This is a genomic window from Streptosporangium sp. NPDC049248 (assembly GCF_040678965.1).
Taxonomy (GTDB): Bacteria; Actinomycetota; Actinomycetes; order Streptosporangiales; family Streptosporangiaceae; genus Streptosporangium; species Streptosporangium fukuiense.
The window spans coordinates 73,941-97,227 of the sequence record NZ_JBFAQY010000005.1 but is presented as its reverse complement, the minus strand read 5'-3'; the positions used below and the strand labels follow the sequence as shown (position 1 = coordinate 97,227).

Here is a 23,287-nt window from a genome sequence, read left to right as displayed (position 1 = left end):
CTAGGAGCGGAGTTCGCGCAGCAGCAGCGCCGTCTCCAGCGCCGCGACGGTGGCCTCGTAGCCCTTGTCCTCGTGGCTGCCCGGCACCCCCGACCTGTCCACGGCCTGGTCGAGGGACTCGCAGGTCAGCACTCCGTTTCCGACCGGGACCTGCTCGTCGAGGGAGATCCGGGTCAGGCCCGCGGTGACGGAGTCGCAGACGTAGTCGAAGTGGGCGGTCTCACCGCGGATCACGGCTCCGAGGGCGACGACCGCGTCGCAGCGCTTGGCCAGGGCCTGCACCACGACCGGGATCTCCAGTGATCCGGCCACCCGGACCACGCTCACCTCCGCGCCGCTGTCCTCTCCGGCCCGCACGGCCCGCGCCACGAGCTGATCGGTGATCTCCCCGTGCCACCGGGCGGCCACGATGCCGACGGTCAGCCCCCGCGCGTCCACGGCCGACGCCACCGGCCGTCCTGTCCCACTCATCCGATCAACCCGCTCCGCTCGCGGTTCGCGTTCGCGAACACCCCGTCCATACCGGCTCCTTCGCCACGCTCACTCATTGGCGCTCCTGGGGGATGTCGTGGCCAAGGCGGTCGCGCTTGACCGACAGGTACTTCTCGTTGTAGGGGTTCATCGCCACCGGCATGGGCTCACGGCCGATCACCTTGATGCCGTAGCCGTCCATGCCGCGCAGCTTGGCCGGATTGTTGGTCAGCAGCCGGATCGACTTCACCCCCAGGTCCGCGAGGATCTGCCCGGCGTTGGAGAACTCCCGCGCGTCCACCGGCAGTCCGAGCTCCAGGTTGGCGTCGACCGTGTCGCTGCCGGCGTCCTGGAGACTGTACGCCCGCAACTTGGCCAGCAGCCCGATGCCGCGCCCCTCGTGCCCGCGCAGGTAGACGATCACGCCTCGGCCCTCGGCGGCGATCCGGGACATCGCGTGCTCCAACTGCACCCCGCAGTCGCACCGCAGCGACCCGAGCACGTCGCCGGTCAGGCACTCGGAGTGCGCCCGGACCATGACGTTCTCGCCGTCCTCGATGTCGCCGAAGACCAGGGCCAGGTGCTCGCCGCCGTCCACCGAGCTCGCGAAGCCGTAGGCCCGCCACACGCCGAACCTGTTCGGCAGCAGGGTCTCGGCGACCCTGGTCACCATCCGCTCGGTCCTGCGCCGGAACTCCACCAGCTGCTCGATCGAGACGAGCGCCAGGTCGTGCTCGTCGCAGAAGCGGCGCAGCTCCGGCAGCCGCATCATGGTCCCGTCGTCGTTGACGACCTCGGCGAGCACGCCGGACTCGCTCAGCCCGGCGAGCCTGGCCAGGTCCACGGCCGCCTCGGTGTGACCGCGCCTGACCAGGACACCGCCCTCCCGGTAGCGGAGCGGGAAGACGTGACCCGGCCGTACCAGCTCGGACGGGTCGGTCGCGGAGTCGGCCAGCAGACGGATCGTGCGGGCCCGGTCGGCGGCGGAGATCCCGGTGCTCACCCCGTCCCTGGCGTCCACGCTGATCGTGTAGGCGGTGCGCAGGCGCTCCCTGTTGTCGTGCACCATCAGCGGCAGGCCGAGCCGGTCGAGGTCCTCACCGCGCATCGGCACGCAGACCACGCCGCTGCTGTGCCGGATGGTGAAGGCCAGCAGTTCCGGCGTGGCCTTGGCCGCGGCGAAGATGATGTCGCCCTCGTTCTCCCGGTTCTCGTCGTCGACGACCACGACCGCCTTGCCCTCGCGGGTGTCGGCGATCGCGCGTTCGATCGGGTCCAGCTTGATCACACGGCCTCCTCGGGGACGAGCACGGTCCGCGACCTGTGCTCCTTGAGCCAGTTGACGAATTCGACCGGGACCGGCACGGGTGCCTCGAATCCCGCTTCCGCCCGGTTCACCGTTCGTCCCCCCGGCCGGCCTGGCCGTCCGTGCTCGGGGGGGCGTACGCGCCGACGAGCTTCTCGACGTGCTTGGCGATCACGTCGACCTCGAGGTTCACCGGGTCTCCGGGCTGCTTGGCACCGAGGGTGGTCAGGCGCAGGGTGGTGGGGATGAGGCTGACGGTGAAGCCGCCGGAGCCGACGCTCACCACGGTCAGGCTGATGCCGTCGACCGTGATCGACCCCTTCTCGACCACGTAGCGGTCGAGGTCGGGCGGGAGGGAGACGCGGACGACCTCCCAGTGCTCGCCGGGCTCCCGCGACAGCAGGACGCCCGTCCCGTCCACGTGACCCTGCACGATGTGGCCGCCCAGGCGCTGGTCGGCGCGGACCGCGCGCTCCAGGTTGACCGGGGAGCCGGGCCTCAGCGCGCCGAGGGAGCTGCGGTCGAGGGTCTCCTTCATCACGTCGGCGGTGAAGACCTCACCGGCCACGTCCACCACGGTCAGGCAGACGCCGTTGACGGCGATCGAGTCGCCGTGCCCGGCGTCCGAGGTGACCGTCCTGCCCCGGATGGACAGCCGGGCCGCGTCGCCCAGCTGCTCGATCCCGGCGATCTCCCCCAGCTCTTCGACGATTCCGGTGAACATTCACAGCTCCTTGCGGGGGACCGCGCGAAGGCGGGCGGCCGAGGTGTCGCGGGACCGGAGACGGAACGTCGCCGACGGGCGGGAAGCCGCGTGGGGGCCGTCGGGGCCCGCGCTCGGAGAGCGGGACAGGCCGGTGCGCCCGGTCAGGAAATGGTGGGGGCCGGCGGCGCCATGCCCGTGGGGGGCGTACCCGGCCGCTGGGCGCGTCCGCGTTCGATCAGTCACCCGAGGTCTCCTACTCGCCAGTAGCTGTCTGCCACGGCGGGCCCCGGGGAATTCGACAGGTGCGTACACCCGATCAGCGGAGGGCGCCAAAGGGCACTCTCCGCTCGCGCGCTTCCTCCCATCCGGACTCTAACCGTCGGTCCTGGAGTTTCACCAGGTCAACCGGCCGATGGATTCGACCGGGTCGCGGACTGTAACCGCCGGCTCGGAATTTCACCGACCCCGGAGCACGCTGCTCTGCCTTGCCTCGGGAAGCGCGCCACAGCCGACCCGCTTCCCGTACACCAGTGTGCCATGTCCGGCAAACCGCACCGCACACCCCTCCAGCATATGAACCAAGCGAGCGCTTGGTCAAGTTATGCCGCGTGCTCGGCGATCACCTTCCGAGCCCTCCTCGCGTCCGGGGAGTAGCGCACCGGGGCGGGCACCAGACCGATGCCGGTGTGCAGCGCCCGCAGGGAGGCCGTCGCCCACAGGTCCCCCAGCGGGGTCGCGGGCAGCCCGTAGAGCCTGCGGGCCCAGCGCGGCAGGGTCGCGAAGGCGAGCAGGGTGACCATGGGAAACACCGGCTTCAGCGGGGTCAGGCGCGCCGGGAGCGGCGCGTTGAGCGACTGTCTGAGCGGGTGGGGCACCTCGGGCGCGAAATAGAGACCCGGACGGCAGGCCCGGATGTAGTCGTCCATCTCGCCGACCGAGCCGGGCACGTCCTCGGGGCGCAGGCCGACGACCTCGGCCGCGCGGCGCCACTCCGCGACGAACCTGTCGGCCTCCGCACCGCTCAGGCGCACTCCGGCCCGCCGGGCGACCGACAGGTAGGAGTCGACCTCGCCGACATGGACCCAGAGCAGCGCGGCGGGGTCGTCGAGGCGGAACCGCTCGCCGGTGTCGGGGTCGAGGGCGGTGAGGCTCGCGTGGATCTTCCTGACCCTGGCCCCCGCGCGGGCGACCTCCTCGGTCGTGCCGTAGGTGCGCACCCGGACGAACTCGGTGGTGCGCGCGAAGCGGGACCAGGCCTCCGCGGGGTCCATGAGCGCCGAGTTCTGCGCGACCCCGCGCATCGCCCGGGGGTGCAGACCCTGCATGAGCAGCGCCCTGAAGCCTCCGACGAGCAGGATCGGCTCGCCCATCACCTTCCAGGTCACCGAATCCGGCCCGAACAACCCGTGATCCATACGCCGCCTCCCTCGTAAGTGGTTAATTACGTTACCTGAGGGGGTCTGGGCACACATGTCCCGGGCCTGTGACACAAGCGGAACGGGATCCAGACGAGGGTGTCACGACCAGGTCATCAAAGTGTCACAGATCCGTGAAAAGCAGCTTTTAAGTGCCTCGATTCTTTCACTCCACCCCCCCACCGCGTCAACGGAATTGAAGCTACAAACAGATGGAAATTACACAACAATAAAATGAGCAAGGACCAGACCATTGATTTGACCTTGACTGTTTTGCGATGGTTCCAGGGATCAGGCTCAACCATGCTCGTTGGGAGCGCCCGCACGATGACCATCCCTGCACCAGCCGCGTCCACCACCGTGGAACCCCCCGCGGTGAAGACACCGGAGACGGTGGGCCGTTCCCCCGGCCAGTTGATGTGGCTGCGCTTCCGCCGCGACCCCACCGGCATCGCCTCGGCCGGCGTGGTGATCTTCTTCTTCCTTGTCGCGATCCTCGCGCCGGTCATCTCCTGGCTCTACGGCAAGGACCCCTACACCCTCTACGGCCAGGACACCCCGGGACTGCTGAACGACTTCGGCTACCCGGTGCTGCCCAACGGCGGCATGAGCTCGGACTTCTGGTTCGGCGTCGAGCCGAACCTGGGCCGGGACGTGTTCATGCAGCTCGTCTACGGGATCAGGACCTCGTTGTTGATCGCGATGGTCGCGACGGTCCTCATCTCGGTGATCGGCATCGTCATGGGCATCGTCGCCGGGTACGCCGGAGGTAAGACCGACTACTTCATCGGCCGGCTGATCGACCTCGTCCTGTCGTTCCCCTCGACCCTGTTCATCATCGCGTTCATGCCGGTGGTGGAGAACCTCTTCGTCGACCCCTCCGAGGAGACCCCGGTCTGGCTGCGGGCGGTGACGCTCATCACCCTGCTGACGGCCTTCGGCTGGGCCGGCATCGCCCGGCTGCTGCGCGGCCAGGTGCTCTCCATGCGCGAGCGGGAGTTCGTCGAGGCCGCCAAGGTGACCGGCGCCTCCCCCGCCCGGATCATCTTCAAGGAACTGCTGCCCAACCTGTGGACGCCGATCCTGATCCAGTCGACCCTGCTGCTGCCCGCGATGGTGACCGCCGAGGCGGCCCTGTCCTTCCTGGGCGTCGGGATGATCGAGCCCATCCCCGACTGGGGCCGAATGTTCCTGCGGGGCACCCAGGTCTACCAGAACGACATCACCTTCCTGATCTTCCCCGGCGCGGCTCTGCTGATCTTCGTCATCGCGTTCAACCTGCTCGGTGACTCGGTCCGCGACGCCTTCGATCCCAAGCTCAAGCGTTAGATCCGATAGGAGAGAGATGAAAGTCCGTACGCGGTCAGCGATGGCCGTACTCGCCATAGGCGCGCTCGCACTCACCAGCGCGTGCGCCGAGGGCAACCAGGGCGCCCCCGCCGCTCCCAGCGGCTCGGCCGGCGCGTCCGCCCCCGCCGTGGAGGCCTACAAGGCGCCGACCATCACGGTCGGCACCGCGGAGGACTCCAAGGGTCCCGCCATCGAGCCGGAGGGCGTCGTCAAGGGCGGCACCGTCACGATGATCGACCGGGACGACTTCTCCCACATGGACCCGGGCCAGCTCTACGTCAACACCGAGACGAACTTCTCCCTCCTGATCGCGCGTACCCTGACCGGCTACAAGCGCACGGGCAAGAGCGAGTACAAGCTGGTCGGCGACCTGGCCACCGACACCGGCACCCCCTCCGACGGCGGCAAGACCTGGACCTTCACCCTCAAGGACGGGGTGAAGTGGGAGGACGGCACGCCCATCACGTCCGAGGACGTGAAGTGGAGCATGGAGCGGACGTTCGCCTCCTTCATCACCCAGGGCCCGACCTACATCCAGCAGTGGCTGACCGAGGTCGACCACAAGAAGGCCTACCAGGGCCCCTACGACGGCAAGCGCCTGGACAGCATCGAGACGCCGGACGACAAGACGATCGTCTACAAGTTCAAGACGCCGCACGCCGACGCCAACTACGCCTTCGCCATGGGCGGCTACGGCATCGTGCCCAAGGCCAAGGACACCAAGGAGAAGTACGACAAGGCCCCCGTCTCCAGCGGCCCGTACATCATCAAGAACCACGTGGTCGACAAGTCCATCGACCTTGAGCGCAACCCGAACTGGGACGCGGCCACCGACCCGATCCGCGGCGCCTACCCCGACAAGTGGCGCCTGGAGTTCGGCCAGGAGGCCCTGCAGATCACCGACCGCCTGATGGCGGACGCGGGCCCGGACCAGACCGCCTTCACCTTCTACGCGACGGTTCCCCCGGAGCGGCTGCAGCAGGTGCTCGGCGACCCCGCGCTGGCGCCCCGTCTGATGAAGAGCCCCTCGCCGTACGGGAACTACTACTACTTCAACCTTGACCGGATGAAGGACCAGAAGATCCGCCAGGCCATCAACTACGCATGGCCCTCCAAGCAGATCCAGCAGACCATGGGCGGCCCGGCCGCCGCGGCGCTGCCGACCACCATCCTCAACGAGAACACCACGGTCGGCTACCAGCCCTACGACCTGTTCAACAAGACGACCAAGCCCGAGGGTGACATCGAGAAGGCCAAGCAGCTGCTGGCCGAGTCGAGCAACCCGACGCCGACCATCGTCTACGCCTACAACCAGACGCCGGTCCAGGAGCAGGTCACCGTCGTGATCAAGAGCGCCCTGGAGAAGGCCGGCATCAAGGTCGTCGCCAAGCCGCTGGACCGCAAGACCTACTACGACTCCATCGGCCTGACGAAGAACGAGTTCGACCTGTACTGGGGTGGCTGGGGCGCCGACTGGCCGTCCGGCTCGACGGTCATGCCGGTCATCTTCGGCCCGATCGCCGACGGTGCGCCGAACTACTCGCACCTGAAGGACGAGGCCATCACCAAGAAGATGGAAGAGATCACCGCCATGACCGACATCGACGCGCAGAACGCCGCGTGGATGGCGCTGGACAAGGAGATCCAGGAGACGATCACCCCGCTGGTCGTCGCCGAGAACCGGATCGCCAACACCCTGCACGGCTCCAAGATCGGCGGCGCGGAGATCGACCCGCAGTCGTGGGTCGTCCAGCCGAACAGAATCTTCGTGAAGCAGTAACGCCCACGAAGCCTTAGGAGACACCGGCGGCCGTGGCCTCGCGGTAGGACGACACTCCCCGCGAGGCCGCGGCCAAGGGGCCGTCAGGCCCCCGCAGCGGTCCCAGCCACCTCGGGAAACAGGCAATGCTTCCATTCATCACTCGCCGCACGCTCGGCGCCGCGGTCACGCTTCTGATCATCGCCGCGGTCACCTTCTTCCTCTTCTTCGCCGTGCCCGCCGACCCGGCGAGGCTCGCCTGCGGCAAGGTGTGCCCGCCCGACCTCCTTGAGCAGGCGCGGCACAACCTGGGACTGGACCAGCCTCTGTTCGCCCAGTTCGTAGCCTGGCTGGCCGGCATCTTCGTCGGCCGCGACTACGAGAACCTGGACTACTGCCCGGCCCCCTGCCTCGGCTACTCGTTCGTCAACCGCGAGCCGGTGTTCGAGACGATCCTGGACCGGATGCCGGTCACCGTCTCCCTCACCATCGGCGCGGCGGTCGTCTTCCTCATCTTCGGCATGGCGACCGGCATCATCGCGGCCCTGCGCCAGGGCAAACCACTGGACAAGATCGCCAGCGTGGCGTCCCTGGTCGGCGCCTCCGTGCAGATCTACTTCATCGGCACGCTCGCGCTCTACGTCTTCGTCTACAAGGGCCAGATCCTCGAACGGCCCCAGTACCTGCCGTTCACCGAGAATCCCATCGCCTGGGCGAGCGGGCTGGCGCTGCCCTGGGTGGTGCTGGCGATCATCTTCACCGCCAACTACACCCGTATGACGCGCTCGACGATGGTGGAGCAGCTCAGCGAGGACTACGTCCGCACCGCGCGGGCCAAGGGCATGTCCGGCCGGACCGTGGTGATGAGGTTCGCCCTGCGCGGCACCCTGACGCCCATCATCACGATCTTCGGCGTGGACCTCGGCACGCTGATCGGTGGCGCGATCATCACCGAGACCACCTTCGGGCTACAGGGGCTCGGCCGGCTTTCCATCAAGGCCGTCGAGGACTCCGACCTGCCCCTGCTGATGGGAACGGTGCTCGTGGCGGCCGGGGCGATCGTCTTCTTCAACATCGTCGTCGACGTCCTGTACGCCTTCATCGACCCCCGCGTGCGGCTGGGTTAGGAGTCCTGAAGAAAGTGTCAACGTTCCTCTCGGTCCGCGACCTGACCGTCGACTTCCACACCGAGGACGGCGTCGTCCACGCGGTGGACGGGCTCTCCTTCGACGTGGAGAAGGGCACCACGCTGGGCATCGTCGGCGAGTCCGGGTCGGGCAAGTCGGTGACCAACCTGACCGTGCTCGGCCTGCACAACCCGGAGACCACCACGATCAGCGGGGAGATCCGGCTGGACGACGAGGAGCTGATCGGCGCCTCCAGGTCCACCATGGAGAGGCTGCGCGGCAACAAGGTCGCGATGATCTTCCAGGACCCGCTGACCTCGCTCTCCCCGTACCACACCATCGGCAAGCAGATCTCCGAGGTCTACCGCAAGCACACCGGCGCGAGCCGCGCCGAGGCCAGGGCCCGTGCCGTCGAGATGCTGACCAGGGTCGGCATCCCGCAGCCGAAGACCAGGGTGGACGACTATCCCCACCAGTTCTCCGGCGGCATGCGGCAGCGCGCGATGATCGCGATGGCGCTGGTCTGCGACCCCGACCTGCTGATCGCCGACGAGCCCACCACCGCGCTGGACGTGACGGTGCAGGCCCAGATCCTGGACCTGCTCAAGGACCTCCAGGACCAGATGGGCACCTCGATCATCCTGATCACCCACGATCTCGGCGTGGTCGCCAACACCGCGCACGAGGTGCTGGTGATGTACGCCGGGCGTGCGGTGGAGCGCGGGAGCGTCAAGGAGGTCCTCCACGAGCCCCGCCACCCCTACACCTGGGGCCTGCTGGCCTCCATGCCCCGGTTGAGCGCGTCGGTGGACATTCCGCTCCGGCCGGTACGCGGCACCCCGCCGAGCCTGATCAACGTCCCGTCCGGCTGTCCGTTCCACCCGCGGTGCGACTTCATGGAGGTGGCGGGGCCCGAGCTGTGCCGCTCCGAGCGGCCCGAGCTGTCCCCGCACCGCGGCCACGGCGACGCGTGCTATCTGACCCTGGCCCAGAAGCGGGAGATCCACAAGTGAGCGAGACGACCTCCGAGCCGCTGCTGGAGCTGTCCGGTCTGAAGAAGCACTTCCCGGTGATGGGCGGTCTCATCTTCAAACGGCCGGTCGGCCGGGTCCACGCGGTGGACGGCATCGATCTGACCGTGCACGCCGGTGAGACGCTCGGCCTGGTCGGCGAGTCCGGCTGTGGCAAGTCCACCGCCGGGCGGCTGGCGGCCCGGCTGCTGGAGCCGACCGCGGGCAACATCCGCTACGCCGGACGCGAGATCGGCCACGCCAGCCGCAGGGAGCTGAAGCCGATCCGGGCCGAGATCCAGATGATCTTCCAGGACCCGTACTCGTCGCTCAACCCCCGGCACACCGTGGGCACCATCATCGGCGGCCCGATGGAGATCAACGGGATCAACCCGCCGGGCGGCACGACCAAGCGGGTCCAGGAGCTCCTGGAGATCGTCGGTCTCAACCCCGAGCACTACAACCGCTTCCCGCACGAGTTCTCCGGCGGCCAGCGGCAGCGGATCGGGGTGGCCCGCGCGCTCTCCCTCAACCCCAAGCTGATCATCGCGGACGAGCCGGTCTCGGCCCTCGACGTCTCCATCCAGGCGCAGGTGGTCAACCTGCTCCAGCAGCTCCAGCGGGACATGGGGATCGCGTTCCTGTTCATCGCGCACGACCTGGCGATCGTCAGGCACTTCTCCCAGCGGGTCGCGGTCATGTACCTCGGCAAGATCGTTGAGGTCGCCGACCGCGCCTCCCTGTACGAGCGCCCCCGCCACCCCTACACCCACGCGCTGCTGTCGGCCGTGCCCGAGGTGCAGGAGGACGACGAGCCGCGCGAGCGCATCCGCCTGGCGGGGGACGTGCCCTCCCCCATCAACCCGCCGTCCGGCTGCCGCTTCCGCACCCGCTGCTGGAAGGCCCAGGACAAGTGCGCCACCGAGGAGCCCCCGCTGCTCAGGCTGGAGGGCAACAGGGAGGGTCACCTGACCGCCTGCCACTTCCCCGAGGAGCCGACCGTGCACGGCCAGGACGTGGTGCTGGACCCGGCGCTGCAGACCTGACGCCGGCCGTCGCCGGTCCTCGCGACCGGTGATCCCCGGTGAGAGAACGGCGGAGGGCGGACCCATCCCGGGTCCGCCCTCCGCCGTTCGGGCTTCCAGGGTGCTTCCCGGACGGGACCGGTCAGCCGCGAGTGGCCCGGGCGCGCAGACCGTCGACCGCGCGGGCCGGGTCCTCGGCGCCGTAGACGGCGTTGCCCGCCACGAAGACGTCGGCGCCCGCCTCCGCGCAGCGCTCGATCGTCGTCTCGGAGACGCCGCCGTCCACCTGGAGCCAGACCTGCCCGCCGCAGCGGTCGATCAGCTCGCGGGCCCGGCGGATCTTGGGCAGCACCATGTCGAGGAACTTCTGCCCGCCGAAACCGGGATCAACGGTCATCAGCAGCAGCATGTCGAGCTCGTCGAGCAGGTCCTCGTACGGCTCGACGGGGGTGGCGGGGTTCAGCGCCAGGCCGGCGCGGGCACCGGCGCTGCGGATCTGGCGCAGCGTGCGCACCGGGGCCTTGGCCGCCTCCGCGTGGATGGTCACGCTCTGGGCTCCGGCCTCGGCGTAGGACGGGGCCCAGCGGTCCGGGTCCTCGATCATGAGGTGGCAGTCGAGCGGCATCGAGGTCGCCTTGAGCAGGGACTCGACCACCGGCAGCCCGAGGGTCAGGTTGGGGACGAAGTGGTTGTCCATGACATCCACGTGCAGCCAGTCGGCGTTGGGGACCGCCTCGGCCGCCTCGGCGAGGCGGGCGAAGTCAGCGGACAGGATGCTGGGCGAGATCTGTACGGCCATAATTGGCCGATTCTATGAGGCGGCGCCCTGCCCTCCGTCACCCGCCGTCCACCGGGTGACCCGCGTCACGCGCCGTCCGGGCTCGACACCCGCCGCACACCACATGACATATCAGACATATGGTCGTATTTCATCCTTTCTCACTATTGCTGCTCCGGCGCCGAACTCGCGGACGGCCGAGGTTTCACGGGATGCGAATTCGCAACCATCCCGGCGAGCGGGAGATCGTCCGAGTAATTCCCTTTGAGAATCATTCGAATTATCGAATGAAACGGTATGCTAAACCCGAAAGTCTTTACTTTGACCGGGTTTCAACCTCCATCGGCGCGTTCAGAGGTCGACCCGGACCTGGTACCTCTCCAGCCAGGCGTTGAACTGCAGCAACCCCTCCAGCGCCGCCCGGCCTCCCGCCGGGCCGCCGTCCGTCTCCGGCCGGTCGATCACCGCCCGCACCTTCTCCCTGTCGATCAGCGGCGCGGCCGCGATGTCCCCGCGGCCGAGCAGCCGGGCCGCCTCCGCGCGGACGGCCACGCCGTAGGAGGGGTCCTGTGTCGAGGGGTAGGGGCTCTTGCGGCGGTGGACGACCGAGGGCGGCAGGATGTCCGCCGTGGCGGCGCGGAGCAGGCTCTTCTCCCGCCCGTCGAAGCTCTTCATCGCCCATGGGGCGTTGAAGACGTACTCCACCAGCCGGTGGTCGCAGAACGGCACCCGGACCTCCAGCCCGACGGCCATGCTCATCCGGTCCTTGCGGTCCAGCAGGATCTGTACGAACCGGGTGAGGTTCAGGTAGGAGATCTCCCGCATCCGCCGTTCCAGCCCCTCCTCACCCGGCAGCCGGGGCACCTCGTCCAGCGCGTGCCGGTAGCTGTCCGCCCGGTAGGTGGGGATGTCCAGCTTGCGCATCAGGTCCTCGTCGAGGAGCGCCCCCAGCCCGCCGAACCGTTCCATCCCCGGGGAGACCAGCCACGGGAAGGTGTCGGCGGCGACCGCCTCCGGGTCGTGGAACCACCGGTAGCCGCCGAAGACCTCGTCGGCCGACTCCCCGGACAGCGCCACGGTGGAGTGCCCCCGAATGGCGCGGAACAGCAGGTAGAGCGAGGTGTCCATGTCGCCGACGCCGATCGGCAGGTCCCGCGCCCGCAGGACCGCGTCGCGCACCGCCGGGTCCATGAGGTCGGCTGCGTCCAGGACGATGTCGGTGTGGTCGGCGTCGACGTGCCGCACGACCTCGTGCGCGTACGGCGTGTCGGGGGTGTCGCGCATCTCGTCGGGCTGGAAGTTCTCGGTGTATCCGGCGAAGTCGACGGAGAACGACCGGATCCTCCCCTCTCCCCGCTCCCGGAGCCCCAGCGCGGCGAGTGCCGTGACGGCACTGGAGTCGAGGCCGCCGGAGAGCAGGGCGCAGAGCGGCACGTCTGCGACGAGCTGGCGGCCGACGATGTCGTCCAGCAGGTCGCGTACGCCCGCGACCGTGCCGGCGAGGTCGTCGACGTGCTCGTGGGAGTTCAGCCGCCAGTAGCGGCGCCGGCACAGGAACTCGTGGGTCACCCGGATGACCTGGCCGGGGCGAACCTCGTACATGCCCTGGTAGACGGCGTGTTCGGGGGTCTTGACTGAGGCGATCAGCTCGCGCAGCCCGTCGGCGTCGACGGTGGGCGTCCCGGCGAGCGGGTTGGCGAGGATCGCCTTGGGCTCGGAGCCGAACAGCACGCCGTGCGCGGTGGGGCGGTAGTACAGCGGCTTGACCCCCATCCGGTCGCGGACGAGCAGCAACTCCTCGCGGCGGGTGTCCCAGATCGCGAAGGCGAACATGCCGTTCAGCCGGTCGGCGAGGTCCTCCCCCCATTCGAGGTAGGCCCGCAGCACGACCTCGGTGTCGCTCCGGGTCTGGAAGCGGTGGCCGTGGGCGGCCAGTTCGGCGCGTAACTCGACGAAGTTGTAGATCTCGCCGCTGTAGGTGAGGACGGCGAGCGGCAGCCCCTCCTCCGCGACGACCATCGGCTGGCGGCCGCCCTCGATGTCGATGACCGCCAGGCGCCGGTGGCCTATCGCGACGTGCGGGGCGAGCCAGATCCCCTCGTCGTCGGGCCCCCGGCAGGCCATGGTGTCGGTCATGGCCTTCGCGATGTCCGGTGACTGCCGGAGATCACCCTCGAAGTCCACCCATCCGCAGATTCCGCACATTTCGCCACCCCCACGTCCCCTTGGAAGCAGTTATGCCCAGTCGAACGGTGTGCGGCATCCATATATGCCCTGACCTGCGACGATGACCCTGAGGTCCGCTCAGCGGCGGCGGAGCAGGGCCAGGAACATGGCGTCGGTGCCGTGCCGGTGCGGCCAGAACCGCGCGTACGGCCCCTCGCCCAGCCCCTCGACCTCGGGAAGGTAGGCGCGGGCGTCCAGCACCTCGACGTCGTCGCGGCGGCGCAGCACGTCGCCGACCACGACGTCGGTCTCGGCCAGGTGCGGCGAACAGGTCACGTACCCGACGACGCCACCGGGACGGACCGCCTCGATCGCCGAGGTGAGCAGGTCGCGCTGGAGCCTGCCCAGCTCGGGAAGGCTCCGGGGATCACGGCGCCAGCGGGCCTCGGGGCGGCGGCGCAGCGCGCCCAGACCGGTGCAGGGGGCGTCCAGCATGACCCGGTCGAAGACTCCGGGCCGCCAGGCGGGCACGGTGCCGTTCGCGGTGATCACCTTGGCCTGCCGGGTCGTCTGCCACACCAGCCGCGCCCGGTGGTACTGCAGCTCGGCGGCGAGCAGGCGCGCCCCGCCGGGGAAGGCGGCCGGTCCGGCGCCCGCCGCCAGGCCCGCCTCGTCACCGTGGGTCGCGATGGCGTCGAGCAGGCCGGCCTTGCCGCCGGGGCCCGCGCACAGGTCGAGCCAGCGCGAGTCGGCGCCCTCCACCGGGACCCGGGTCAGGGCCAGCGCGACGAGCTGGCTGGCCTCGTCCTGGACCGCGGCCCGCGACTCGGCCACGGCGAGGATCGCCCCGGGGTCGCCCTCGGGCAGGTAGGCCGCGTACGGGGAGTATCCGGCGGGCTCGGCGCCCGCGTCGAGGAGTTCCGCGACCGACGAGCGGCCCGGACGGGCGACCAGGGTCACCCGGGGGCGCTCGTTGTCGGCGGCGAGCAGGGCGGCCGTCTCGTCGAAGTCGCCGCCCACGGCGTCGCGCAGTGCCTCGACGATCCACCTCGGGTGGCTGTGGGCCACCGCCAGATGGCCGACGGGGTCGTCGGCGGGGTCGGGCGCCACGATCGGGACCCACTGCTCCAGCGACCGGGTGGAGACCTTGCGCAGCACGGCGTTGGCGTACTTCGAGGCGCCGATGCCCACCCGCAGCCGCACCAGGTCGACCGTGGTGCCCACGGCGGCGTGCGGGGGCACCCGTGTCTTGAGCAACTGGTGCACGCCCAGCCGGATGGCATCGAGCAGCGGCGGGTCGACGTCCTCCGGCGCCCGGTCGCTGCAGGCCGCGATGATCTCGTCGTAGGTGCCGAGACCGCGCAGGGTGCCGTAGGCCAGTTCGGTGGCCAGTCCCGCGTCCCGCCCCGACAGGCGGCGCTCGCGCAGCAGCGTGGGCATCAGCAGGTTGGCGTAGGCGTCCCGCTCGTCGACGGCACGCATCAGGTCGTACGCGGTGTTGCGCGCCTCGTCGCGGACCGGCTTGGGCGGACGCCCGGCCCCGGCCGGCCCCCTGCCCCCACCTCGGTTCCCGCCTGCTCCGCGGCCGCGCGGAGCAGGCCCCTGACCGCGCCCGCCCCGTGCGGCGTTACGGCCGTCACCACCAGCACTGCTCATGATCTCTAGGCCAGCCGATCCTCGTCCGTGGGCCGCACGCCGCGGGCCCACTCCCCCGCCCCCATCAGACGCTTGCCCTGCGGCTGCACCTCGCCCAGCTCGACCGGGTAGGTGGCGGTGCCGACCAGGACGGTGTTCTTGGACACCGCGATCCGGCCGGGGGCCAGAGGTGAGGCGTCGGGAACCGGTCGCAGGGGGCCGAGCTTGACCCGCTGACCGCGGAACTCGGTCCACGCGCCCGGGGCGGGGGTGCAGGCGCGGACCAGCCGGTCGACGCGCATGGCGGGCGCGGACCAGTCGACCCTGGCGTCGTCGACACTGATCTTCGGGGCGAGGCTGACCCCCTCCGCGGGCTGCGGCACGGCCTCCAGCTTGCCGTCCTCGATCCCGTCGAGGGTGGCCGTCAGCAGCCCGGCACCGGACTCGGCGAGCCGGGCGAGCAGCTCCCCGCTGGTGTCCGCGGGGCGGATCTCCTCGGTGACCACGCCGTAGACCGGGCCCGCGTCCAGCTCCCTGACGATCCGGAAGGTGGCCGCGCCGGTGATCGCGTCACCGTGCAGCACGGCGTGCTGCACCGGCGCCGCGCCGCGCCAGGCCGGCAGCAGCGAGAAGTGCAGGTTGACCCAGCCGTGCCGGGGGATGTCCAGGGCGGCCTGGGGCAGGAGCGCACCGTAGGCGACCACCGGGCAGCAGTCGGGGGCGAGCTCGGTGAGCCGGTCGAGGAAGGCCGGGTCACCCGCCTTCTGCGGCCTGAGCACCTCGATGCCCGCCTCCTCGGCGAGCTCGGCGACAGGGCTCGGGTGGACCCTGCGGCCCCTGCCCGACTGGGCGTCCGGCCGGGTGACGACGGCGACGACGTCGTGGCGGGGCGAGTCGATCAGAGCCCGCAGCGCGGACAGGGCTGTGTCCGGGGTTCCGGCGAAGACCAGGCGCAAGGTTCCTACAGAGCCTTCCCGTGGGTGGCGTGCGGGGAGAACTTGAACGCGGGGGCCGACAGACCGTTCCAGTCGGCCTCGCGGATCGCCTTCATGGCGAGTTTGCGCTGTTTGGCGTCCATCCGGTCGATGAACAGCACGCCGTCGAGGTGGTCGGTCTCGTGCTGGAAGCAGCGGGCCATCAGGTCGGTGCCCTCAAGCGTCACCGGCTCGCCGTGCATGTTGAAACCGGTCGCCACGGCCCGCAGCGCCCTGGGCGTGGGGAACGAGAGGCCGGGGAAGGACAGGCAGCCCTCCTCGCCCTCCTCGTCCGCCTCGTCCGACAGGTCGAGGTTGGGGTTGATCAGGTGCCCGAGCTGGTCGTCCACGTAGTAGGTGAAGACCCGGAGCCCGACCCCGATCTGGGGTGCCGCCAGCCCGGCCCCCGGTGCGTCCATCATCGTGTCGGTGAGGTCCTTGACGAGCTTGCGCAGCTCCTTGTCGAAGTCCTTGACCGGATCGGCCGGAGTGCGCAACACCGGGTCGCCGAAAAGGCGGATCGGCTGAATGGCCAACGGGGTCTCCTCACGCTTCAGGGGATCGCCCCAGTCTAAGGGCGCCGGCCGCCTTCCCCGGGCCTTCCCGCGCGCCTCAGCGGGAGCGGGCCTTCATGGCGGCCTTGCGGGCCGACTTGGCCACCGCGGCGGTGCCGTGCCTGGAGCCGAGCAGGTCGAGGACGGCGAACGTGTCGGGGTGCTCCACCAGGGCCATCTCCTCGACCACGCGCGTAAGGTCCTCTCCGGGTTCGAGCGCGTCGAACTCGCAGATCGCCTCGGAGGCCTCGCCCCGCTCCAGCAGCGAGGCGAGCGAGTCGACCGCGAGCCAGGTGTTGTCCGCGGGGGTGAGCGCGGGCGCGGGCAGGTCGCGGATGTGCAGCCAGGAGGCGGCGTAGCGCCACATGGCGGGCTCGGAGAGCGCCTCCCTGAGCGGGGCCTCGGCCTCGGGGCCGAGCTCCTCCAGGATCGCGCCCGCGACCCCGCGCCGGCCCGCCGTGCCCGAGGCCGCGACCTTGACCAGCTCGCGCGCGGCGGCCTCGGGGTGGCGGGACTCCAGCCACACGGTGACGGCGCTGGGCGCGGCGGAACCCTTCATGATCGCCTCGACCAGCTCGGGCGCGCCGAGGTCGGTGAAGACGGCGACCTCGGCGCCCGTCGGCGCGTCGTGGCCCTCCCTGATGAGGTCCTGGCGGACGGCCCACATGCCGAGCGGGGTCAGCCGGGGCCTGCCCGCCCGCGAGGTCTCGACCAGCCCGCAGTAGCCCAGGAGCGACAGTGCCGACTCCAGCTGGGCGGGCAGCGTGCCGGTCAGCGTCCTCATCTCGGCGGGACCGGCCCCGCAGGCCACCCGGTGCGACTGCAGGATGCCCTTGACCAGGGTCGCGGTGGACAGTCCCTCGCGCACGGCGTACAGCGTGGCGAGCATCTCGGCCAGGTGATCGTCGATCACGGGGGATCCGGTCAGGTCGTCGTCCGCGCGGTCGAGGACGTCCATGACCACGCCGTCCCAGAACCCCAGCACGGCCCGGTGCGGCAGGTCGGCGGAGAGCGCCAGCGGGCCGGGGTCCACCCGCCCGCGGGAGATGCGCAGCATGCCGGTGTTGACCGCGACCACCCAGAGCAGGTGCAGCCGCGCCGGGCCCGGCAGGCCGAGTTCCGCGCACGGTCCGAACGGGTCGGGCAGCAGTCCCTCGGGGGTCACCGCGCGGGTGCCGGTCCAGGCGGCCAGCCGCTGGGCGTCGAGCACCAGCGGCACCAGCGGCACGGACGCGGCCAGCTCGGCGTCCGGGGCGAGGTCGACCGGCGGGAAGCTCAGCGCGTCGCCGCGCGGGGGGCAGTCACGGCCCGCTGCTGTGACCGACTCCTCCAGAACGGCTGTTCGCAGCTCGCGGGGTGCCGCTCCCAGCTCGTCCACAAGCCTGCGCAGCTCGCCGATGTCGAAGACGTTCCCACTGTTCCCGCTCTTTGCCACCCGTGAAACTTACTGCACTCGCGCCTCACGCATACACGGCTCAGCCGATGGCGCGGGAACGTGCCTTGAAAGCCGCCTTGCGGGCCGCCTTGGCCGCGTTGTGGTCCCTCAGGGAGCGTCCGAGCAGCTCAAGAACCTCGACGACCTCGGGGTGGTCGACCCGCCACATCTCCTCGATCACGCTCTGCGGCGGCCCGGAGGCGGACATGTTCTCGGCGAACGTCTCCGGATCCTCCTCGGCCGAGGGCATGGCCAGGACGAGCATGTCCACGCTCATCCAGAGCACCTCCTCCGAGGTGAGCGCGGGGGCCGCCAGGCCGCGCGCGGTCAGCCAGTGGATGGCGTGCGGGCGCAGCTCCGGCTCCTCCAGGAAGGCGCGCACCGCCTCCTCCGCGTCGGGGCCGAGCCGGTCGACGATCGTCACCGCTATGCCCCTGGCGACCGAGGGCGCCCCCGAGACGGAGCCGAGCAGCTCGGCGACCGCCTGCGCCGGGCTCCGGTGCCGCAGCCAGCCCTCGATGTCGGCCTCGGCCATCTCGGCGGGCATCCCCGACAGCAGTCCCTCGATGAGCTCGGGCGCGTCGGCGAGGGCCAGGTCTGCCGCCTGGGGCGCCTCGATGCCCAGGTCGGTGTAGAGCCTGTGCAGCCCCCACAGGGCCAGCGGGGTGAGCTCCAGGAGTTCGTCGCCCGGCTCGGCCATCCCGCAGTAGGCGAGCCGCCGCACGACCTCGGGGACGTCGATCTCCCCCTCCTCCACCAGGCCGATCTCGTCCAGGTACTCCCTGACCAGCGGGATCGGCACGGGCGCCTGGAGCCGGTAGAGCATGTCGCACAGGCCGTAGAGCTCCTCGTCCAGGGAGACCTCGCCCGTCACGGCACCGCCGGTCTCCTTCTCGACGACGAACTCGACGGTCGCGGCCCAGATGTCGAGCGGGTCGAAGTCCTCGCCGTCGAAGATGGCGGTGCCCTCGACGGTGACCAGGCCGGTGTGGACCGCGAGTTCCCAGAGCAGGCCGGGGTCGGTCACCGAGAGCTGGGCGATCGCCTCGGTGGCGTCCCGGACCCTGAGCCTGCCCTTGACGGTCGGGGTGCGCCCTCCGGCGAGCATCCACTGGACCAGCCTGCGCGCGTCGGTCAGCAGCGGCACCCGCAGGGCGCTCTGGACGAGCGTCTCGCGGGGCGCCAGGCGCACCGGGGGAAGCGGCGAGCAGCCGGGGCAGTCGCAGTGCTCGACGACGGGCTCCTCCTGCACCGCCGAGACGGAGAGGATCGCATCCCCCGCCTGCTGCTCCAGTGAGTCCGCGCCCATCGCGCTGAAGAGGCTCTTGGCCATGCCGAACCTGGAGGTGTCGGCGAGGGCGATGGGCATCTCGGGCTCGATCCGGTCGAGGACGCTCCTCATCCGGACGGCCATTTTGCCGCCGATCTCCTCGGTCGAGAGCAGGAAGTCGACCAGGGTGCGGGCGGCGGCGACGGTCTCGGGGGCACTCTCCGGCGGGGCGATGACCTTGCGTGGATAGATGTTGAGCAGCAGTTCCTCGAAGGCGACGGGGGTGAAATCACCCAGCTCGTTCACGTCCAGATAGTCACTCGCGTAGTCGCAGAGCAGCCGCACCTCGTCCACGTCAACGTCCAGGCCGCGCGCACGCCCCCACGCGCGCAGGTCGTCTACGGCCCGATTCACCCATTCGATCGACACAGGGGAAAATTAACGGCTTACTGCCAGCACCGCGAATCGGGGAAACAACTCAAATCACATCTAGGGGGTCAATGCATACCTTGACCACCTCCGCGGCCTTGCGTGCGGAGCGCACTCCCACGGCTCCTTTCAGAGCCGCGGCCAGCGTGGCACCGGAGCCTCGCGCGATCCGCACCATGGCACGTTCCCGCACTTGATCCCCCCTGGGCGAGGCCACCGGGACCGGGCCGAGCACCTGTGCCTCGGGGGGCAGCGCCACCTCACCGAGCATTTCCCTGACCCCCGCCGGAGATCCGGTGAGCGTCGCCATTTTCACCGCCGGGGGGAAACCGAGTTCTGTCCTGTCGGCCAGTTCTCTCTCGGCATGTGTCACCGGATCCCAGCGCAGCAACGCCTGCACGACGGGCAACGAGGAATCGGCCAGCACGACCAGCTCGGCGGAGGGCCGCAGCAGCGCCGCCGCGTTCATCCACCGGCGCAGCGTCTCCTCTGCGGCGCGCAGGTCCGGCCTGCCGAGCAGCGCCCAGCCGTCCAGCAGCACCGCCGCCGCGTATCCGCCCTCGGGCACCGGCTCGGCTCCCGGGGTGGCCACCACCAGTGCCCGGGCCGCGCCGACCGTGGCCAGTACCCCGTCCCTGCCCGACGTCTTGACCCGTACGGAGGGGAAGGCCCGCCCCAGTTCCTCGGCGGTACGGCGGGCACCGACCACCTGGGCCCGCACCCGCGCACCGCCGCAGGAGGGGCAGCGCCACTCACCGGCGATCCGGCCACACCAGCGGCAGTACGGGGCCACGTGGCCACCACGTAGCGCGAAGGGCCCGCCGCAGTGCCCGCAGCGGGCCGGTGCCCGGCAGCCCTGGCAGGCCAGCGCGGGCAGGTAGCCCCGCCGGGGGACCTGCACCAGCACCGGGCCGCTCTCCAACCCCGTGCGCAGGATCCGCCAGGCGAGGCTGGGCAGCCGGGCGGCCCTGGCCGCCTCGTCCCTGGCCAGCTCCGAGTCCTCCCCCGCCGGACGCACCCTCGGCGCCCTGGCCCTGACCGCCTGGCGGGCCGCGACGATGGGCCCCGCCCAGCCCGTGGCGATGAGCTGGGTGGCCTCCGCCGTGCGGGCGTACCCGCCGATGAGCAGGCCCGCGCGGGCCCGGTGGGCACGCAGCGCGAGGACCTCCCTGGTGTGCGGGTAGGGGGCGAGCCGCTCGGAGTGCAGGTCGTCGCCGTCGTCCCAGATCACCGCCAGCCCGAGGTCGGCGACCGGGGCGAACGCCGCCGCCCTGGTGCCGACGGCGACCCGGACCTGCCCCCTGGACAGGCGCAGCCACCGCCGGTAGCGCTCAGCGGGCCCGAGGTCCGCCGTCAGCGCCACGTGCGCGCCGGGCCCCAGGACGGCGCTCAGCGCCGCGTCGGCCAGGGCCACGTCCTTGCCGTCGGGAAGCACCACGAGGGCTCCCCTGCCACCGTGCAGGGTCTCCCGTACGGCAACCGCGACCGCCCTCGGCCACCCGGGCCCGTCCTGGTCGGTGCCCGGCAGGGCGGTCCACACGGCTCGGGGGGAACCCCCCTTCGCCAGAGCCGCCAGGAACGCCTCCCCCTCCCGGTAGTCCGCCCACGGCCCCGGTCCCCGCTCCGGCTCGCTGTCGCCTCCCTGCCCCGGCCCCGGCACGACCCCCTGCTCCTCGCCCGGTCCGTGTTCTCTTCGTTCCCTTACCGGTTCCGGCGGCCTCGGCCCCGCTTCTCCCGTCTCCGGCTCTCCTGCCGTCCGTTCGGATCCGGGCTCCCCGGAGGGCTCGGCCGCCTCGCTCTCCGCCCGCGGGTCCGTGCCGGTCCCTGAGGCGGCGACCGCCTCCGCCTCGACCCTGGCGTGGCGGGGTGGGACGGCCAGGCGCAGCACGTCGGCCATGGTCCCGGCGTAGTGGTCGGCCACCACACGGGCCAGCGCGGCGATCTCCGGGGTGAGCACGGGCTCGGCGGAGACGACCCGCTCCAGGCGGGTCAGCCTGCCCTGGTGCTCGGTGGTCTCCACCCGTTCCATCAGGAACCCGTCGACGAGCTTGCCCGCGAACCTGATCCGGACCCGGCACCCCGGCACCGCGGCGGCGTCCAGGGGGGCGGGGACGAGGTAGTCGAACAACCGGTCGAGATGCGGCAGCGGGGTGTCGACGACCACCCGGGCGACCGGCAGCTCCGCGGCCGGCTCCGGCACCCCTCTGACCTGCTCGGCCACCCCTTGCTCCCGGGCCACTCCCGCCGCCCGGACGACCCCCGGCCGCGCCCTGGCGGCCCTGCCGGGCCCGGGCCGCTCGCGTACGGCGTCGAGCGGCAGGAGGGCGTCATCGTCCGGCGAGGGGTTGGCGTGGGTCACCCGCCTGTCCTACCAGAAGCCGGGTCAGATGGCGCGGCGGTGGGTCCAGCGGCCACCGAGCAGGGTGCCGAGGATCGGCATCCGACGGAGGCCGTCCCCGTCCAGCCCCGCCGGGTCGTACTCGGTGATCATCAGGTCGGCGGGGTCGCCCGGACGCACCCCGGCGCGGCCCCTGGCCGCCGCCGCCAGCGCCACCGGCAGCGAGATCGCCTGTTCCGGGTGCCACGGCGGGCGCTCGTCGTCGGTCCTGGCCACCGCGGAGGCGATCCCGTCCCACGGGTCGAGCGGCGCCACCGGAGCGTCGGAGCCCAGCTCCAACCTCGCCCCCGCGGCCAGCAGGTCGGCGTAGGCGAAGGCCCGTCCGGTCCGCCCCCGCCAGTGCAGGTCGGCCACCTCCCGGTCGTCGGGCGCGTGCGCGGGCTGCACTCCCGCCACCAGACCGGGCCTGGCGAACCTCCCGAAGTCCTCCGGGCGGACCAGTTGGGCGTGCTCGATCCGCCCCGGGCAGCCGACCCGCTCGAAGGCGTCCAGCGCGATGCCCACCGCCAGGTCGCCGATGGCGTGCACCGCCGGGGCGATCCCGTGCCTCGCGGCCAGCTCCATCACCCCGTACAGCTCCTGTGGCGGGGTCTCCAGCAGCCCGCGCGCCTCGCCACCGGGATAGGGGTCCGCGCAGTAGGCGGTCCTGGTGTTCAGCGAACCGTCCACGAACGTCTTCACCGGCCCGACCTCCAGCAGGCCCCCCGAGCCCGCGACCGGCTCACCGGTGCGCAACCCGCGATCGATCGCCTCTTCCAGCCGGTTCACCGGGATCGAGCAGCCGACCCGGACGTCGACCGCCCCCCGCGAGATCCGCCGGGTCCAGTCGGTGACGTTGTCGGCGAACTCGAAGTCCAGCACGCCGACGACGCCCCTGGCCGCGGCGGCGGTGGTGGCCTCGGCCACCCAGCGGTCCAGTTCCTCCTCGGGCGGCGGTGGCATCTCGGCCATCGCGTCGTAGCAGTCGCGCTCGCGCAGCACCCCCGTCGAGTGATCGCCCCTGCCGATCGCCGCCAGCGCGGCCGGGCTGAACCAGGCGGTGTGCAGGTCGTTGCTCACCAGCACGATCGGGCAGCCCGGCGCCGCCGCCTCCAGCAGCGACTTGTCCGGCGTGTCCGGCCACAGGCCGTCGCGGAAGCCGTAGCCGACCGTGAACCCGGCCGTACCCGCCCGCGGGGCGACGAGATCGACCGCCTCCCGCGCCGACCGCGCCGAGGTCAGGTCGATCCTGCGCCGGGCCTGCGCCCACTGCACGGAGTGCACGTGCGCGTCCCACAGCCCCGGCAGCAGGGTGGCGCCCCCGACGTCCACCGACTCGTCGCAGGCGGAGGGTTCCGGGGCCACCTGCGCGACCCGGCCGTCAACGATCAGGACATGGCGCAGCGGGCCGCCGAGACCGATCCGCGCGTTACGCAGCAGCAGGCGAGCAGAGGGAGAGGACATGAGGAGACTCTAGGCGGACGGCCGACGTCCCCTTCC

At 71.1% G+C, this 23,287-nt stretch carries 18 protein-coding genes and 1 riboswitch; of the genes, 5 read left to right on the top strand and 13 right to left on the bottom strand.

Features of this window, described 5'->3' with window-relative positions:
• The 4 genes from ribH to AB0K21_RS12115 form a co-directional block, all read right to left on the bottom strand.
• Nucleotides 1–471, bottom strand: a complete 471-nt coding sequence (gene ribH / locus AB0K21_RS12130) for a 6,7-dimethyl-8-ribityllumazine synthase (protein ID WP_343979516.1) — start codon at nucleotides 469–471, stop codon at nucleotides 1–3.
• Between the two features lie 73 nt (nucleotides 472–544).
• Nucleotides 545–1,759: a bifunctional 3,4-dihydroxy-2-butanone-4-phosphate synthase/GTP cyclohydrolase II gene (locus AB0K21_RS12125; protein WP_343979519.1), complete on the bottom strand. Its 1,215-nt coding sequence runs from the start codon at nucleotides 1,757–1,759 to the stop codon at nucleotides 545–547.
• A 106-nt stretch (nucleotides 1,760–1,865) separates the two neighbouring features.
• On the bottom strand, nucleotides 1,866–2,501 hold the full coding sequence (locus tag AB0K21_RS12120) for a riboflavin synthase (protein ID WP_343979522.1): 636 nt from the start codon (nucleotides 2,499–2,501) through the stop codon (nucleotides 1,866–1,868).
• A gap of 329 nt (nucleotides 2,502–2,830) precedes the next feature.
• A riboswitch (FMN riboswitch) is annotated at nucleotides 2,831–2,961 on the bottom strand.
• Nucleotides 2,962–3,082: 121 nt separating this feature from the next.
• Nucleotides 3,083–3,898: an oxygenase MpaB family protein gene (locus AB0K21_RS12115; protein WP_343979525.1), complete on the bottom strand. Its 816-nt coding sequence runs from the start codon at nucleotides 3,896–3,898 to the stop codon at nucleotides 3,083–3,085.
• Between the two features lie 327 nt (nucleotides 3,899–4,225).
• On the opposite strand from AB0K21_RS12115, the gene AB0K21_RS12110 reads away from it, so the two are divergent.
• The 5 genes from AB0K21_RS12110 (at nucleotide 4,226) to AB0K21_RS12090 (ending at nucleotide 10,190) form a co-directional block, all read left to right on the top strand.
• Nucleotides 4,226–5,227 carry an ABC transporter permease gene (locus tag AB0K21_RS12110; protein WP_343979529.1) on the top strand — a complete coding sequence of 334 codons (1,002 nt, stop codon included), beginning with the start codon at nucleotides 4,226–4,228 and terminating at the stop codon, nucleotides 5,225–5,227.
• A 16-nt stretch (nucleotides 5,228–5,243) separates the two neighbouring features.
• On the top strand, nucleotides 5,244–7,028 hold the full coding sequence (locus tag AB0K21_RS12105; RefSeq protein WP_343979532.1) for an ABC transporter substrate-binding protein: 1,785 nt from the start codon (nucleotides 5,244–5,246) through the stop codon (nucleotides 7,026–7,028).
• 125 nt (nucleotides 7,029–7,153) lie between these two features.
• Nucleotides 7,154–8,134, top strand: a complete 981-nt coding sequence (locus tag AB0K21_RS12100; RefSeq protein WP_343979535.1) for an ABC transporter permease — start codon at nucleotides 7,154–7,156, stop codon at nucleotides 8,132–8,134.
• A gap of 14 nt (nucleotides 8,135–8,148) precedes the next feature.
• Nucleotides 8,149–9,147 (top strand): ABC transporter ATP-binding protein, encoded by a 999-nt coding sequence (locus AB0K21_RS12095; protein ID WP_343979538.1) that lies wholly within the window; start codon nucleotides 8,149–8,151, stop codon nucleotides 9,145–9,147.
• Nucleotides 9,148–9,206: 59 nt separating this feature from the next.
• A complete protein-coding gene (locus AB0K21_RS12090) occupies nucleotides 9,207–10,190 on the top strand; it encodes an oligopeptide/dipeptide ABC transporter ATP-binding protein (RefSeq protein ID WP_343979787.1) in 984 nt (327 codons plus the stop codon).
• A gap of 121 nt (nucleotides 10,191–10,311) precedes the next feature.
• On the opposite strand, the gene rpe is transcribed toward AB0K21_RS12090, so the two are convergent.
• The 9 genes from rpe to AB0K21_RS12045 all read right to left on the bottom strand — a co-directional run bounded on the left by rpe (nucleotide 10,312) and on the right by AB0K21_RS12045 (nucleotide 23,251).
• Nucleotides 10,312–10,968 (bottom strand): ribulose-phosphate 3-epimerase, encoded by a 657-nt coding sequence (gene rpe, locus AB0K21_RS12085; RefSeq protein ID WP_343979541.1) that lies wholly within the window; start codon nucleotides 10,966–10,968, stop codon nucleotides 10,312–10,314.
• Nucleotides 10,969–11,298: 330 nt separating this feature from the next.
• Nucleotides 11,299–13,152: an asparagine synthase (glutamine-hydrolyzing) gene (gene asnB / locus AB0K21_RS12080; protein ID WP_343979544.1), complete on the bottom strand. Its 1,854-nt coding sequence runs from the start codon at nucleotides 13,150–13,152 to the stop codon at nucleotides 11,299–11,301.
• Between the two features lie 99 nt (nucleotides 13,153–13,251).
• Nucleotides 13,252–14,769, bottom strand: a complete 1,518-nt coding sequence (locus AB0K21_RS12075; RefSeq protein ID WP_343979547.1) for a transcription antitermination factor NusB — start codon at nucleotides 14,767–14,769, stop codon at nucleotides 13,252–13,254.
• Nucleotides 14,770–14,774: 5 nt separating this feature from the next.
• Nucleotides 14,775–15,704, bottom strand: coding sequence for a methionyl-tRNA formyltransferase (gene fmt, locus AB0K21_RS12070; RefSeq protein WP_364149491.1), 930 nt, complete (start codon nucleotides 15,702–15,704; stop codon nucleotides 14,775–14,777).
• Nucleotides 15,705–15,709: 5 nt separating this feature from the next.
• A complete protein-coding gene (gene def / locus AB0K21_RS12065; RefSeq protein WP_343979553.1) occupies nucleotides 15,710–16,258 on the bottom strand; it encodes a peptide deformylase in 549 nt (182 codons plus the stop codon).
• A 76-nt stretch (nucleotides 16,259–16,334) separates the two neighbouring features.
• Nucleotides 16,335–17,711, bottom strand: a complete 1,377-nt coding sequence (locus AB0K21_RS12060; RefSeq protein WP_343979555.1) for a hypothetical protein — start codon at nucleotides 17,709–17,711, stop codon at nucleotides 16,335–16,337.
• Nucleotides 17,712–17,751: 40 nt separating this feature from the next.
• On the bottom strand, nucleotides 17,752–19,410 hold the full coding sequence (locus AB0K21_RS12055; protein ID WP_364149488.1) for a hypothetical protein: 1,659 nt from the start codon (nucleotides 19,408–19,410) through the stop codon (nucleotides 17,752–17,754).
• Between the two features lie 49 nt (nucleotides 19,411–19,459).
• Nucleotides 19,460–21,631: a primosomal protein N' gene (locus AB0K21_RS12050; protein ID WP_343979790.1), complete on the bottom strand. Its 2,172-nt coding sequence runs from the start codon at nucleotides 21,629–21,631 to the stop codon at nucleotides 19,460–19,462.
• Between the two features lie 162 nt (nucleotides 21,632–21,793).
• Complete coding sequence (locus AB0K21_RS12045; protein ID WP_343979560.1) at nucleotides 21,794–23,251, bottom strand: amidohydrolase family protein; 1,458 nt, start codon at nucleotides 23,249–23,251, stop codon at nucleotides 21,794–21,796.
• Between the last annotated feature and the right edge of the window lie 36 nt (nucleotides 23,252–23,287).

Excerpts from the sequence above, each read along its gene's own strand:
- asnB (WP_343979544.1), bottom strand. The coding sequence starts at position 13,152 with ATGTGCGGAATCTGCGGATGGGTGGACTTCGAGGGTGATCTCCGGCAG.
- AB0K21_RS12120 (WP_343979522.1), bottom strand. The coding sequence starts at position 2,501 with ATGTTCACCGGAATCGTCGAAGAGCTGGGGGAGATCGCCGGGATCGAG.
- AB0K21_RS12115 (WP_343979525.1), bottom strand. The coding sequence starts at position 3,898 with ATGGATCACGGGTTGTTCGGGCCGGATTCGGTGACCTGGAAGGTGATG.
- AB0K21_RS12045 (WP_343979560.1), bottom strand. The coding sequence starts at position 23,251 with ATGTCCTCTCCCTCTGCTCGCCTGCTGCTGCGTAACGCGCGGATCGGT.
- rpe (WP_343979541.1), bottom strand. The coding sequence starts at position 10,968 with ATGGCCGTACAGATCTCGCCCAGCATCCTGTCCGCTGACTTCGCCCGC.
- AB0K21_RS12100 (WP_343979535.1), top strand. The coding sequence starts at position 7,154 with ATGCTTCCATTCATCACTCGCCGCACGCTCGGCGCCGCGGTCACGCTT.
- AB0K21_RS12105 (WP_343979532.1), top strand. The coding sequence starts at position 5,244 with ATGAAAGTCCGTACGCGGTCAGCGATGGCCGTACTCGCCATAGGCGCG.
- AB0K21_RS12075 (WP_343979547.1), bottom strand. The coding sequence starts at position 14,769 with ATGAGCAGTGCTGGTGGTGACGGCCGTAACGCCGCACGGGGCGGGCGC.
- AB0K21_RS12090 (WP_343979787.1), top strand. The coding sequence starts at position 9,207 with ATGGGCGGTCTCATCTTCAAACGGCCGGTCGGCCGGGTCCACGCGGTG.
- AB0K21_RS12110 (WP_343979529.1), top strand. The coding sequence starts at position 4,226 with ATGACCATCCCTGCACCAGCCGCGTCCACCACCGTGGAACCCCCCGCG.
- ribH (WP_343979516.1), bottom strand. The coding sequence starts at position 471 with ATGAGTGGGACAGGACGGCCGGTGGCGTCGGCCGTGGACGCGCGGGGG.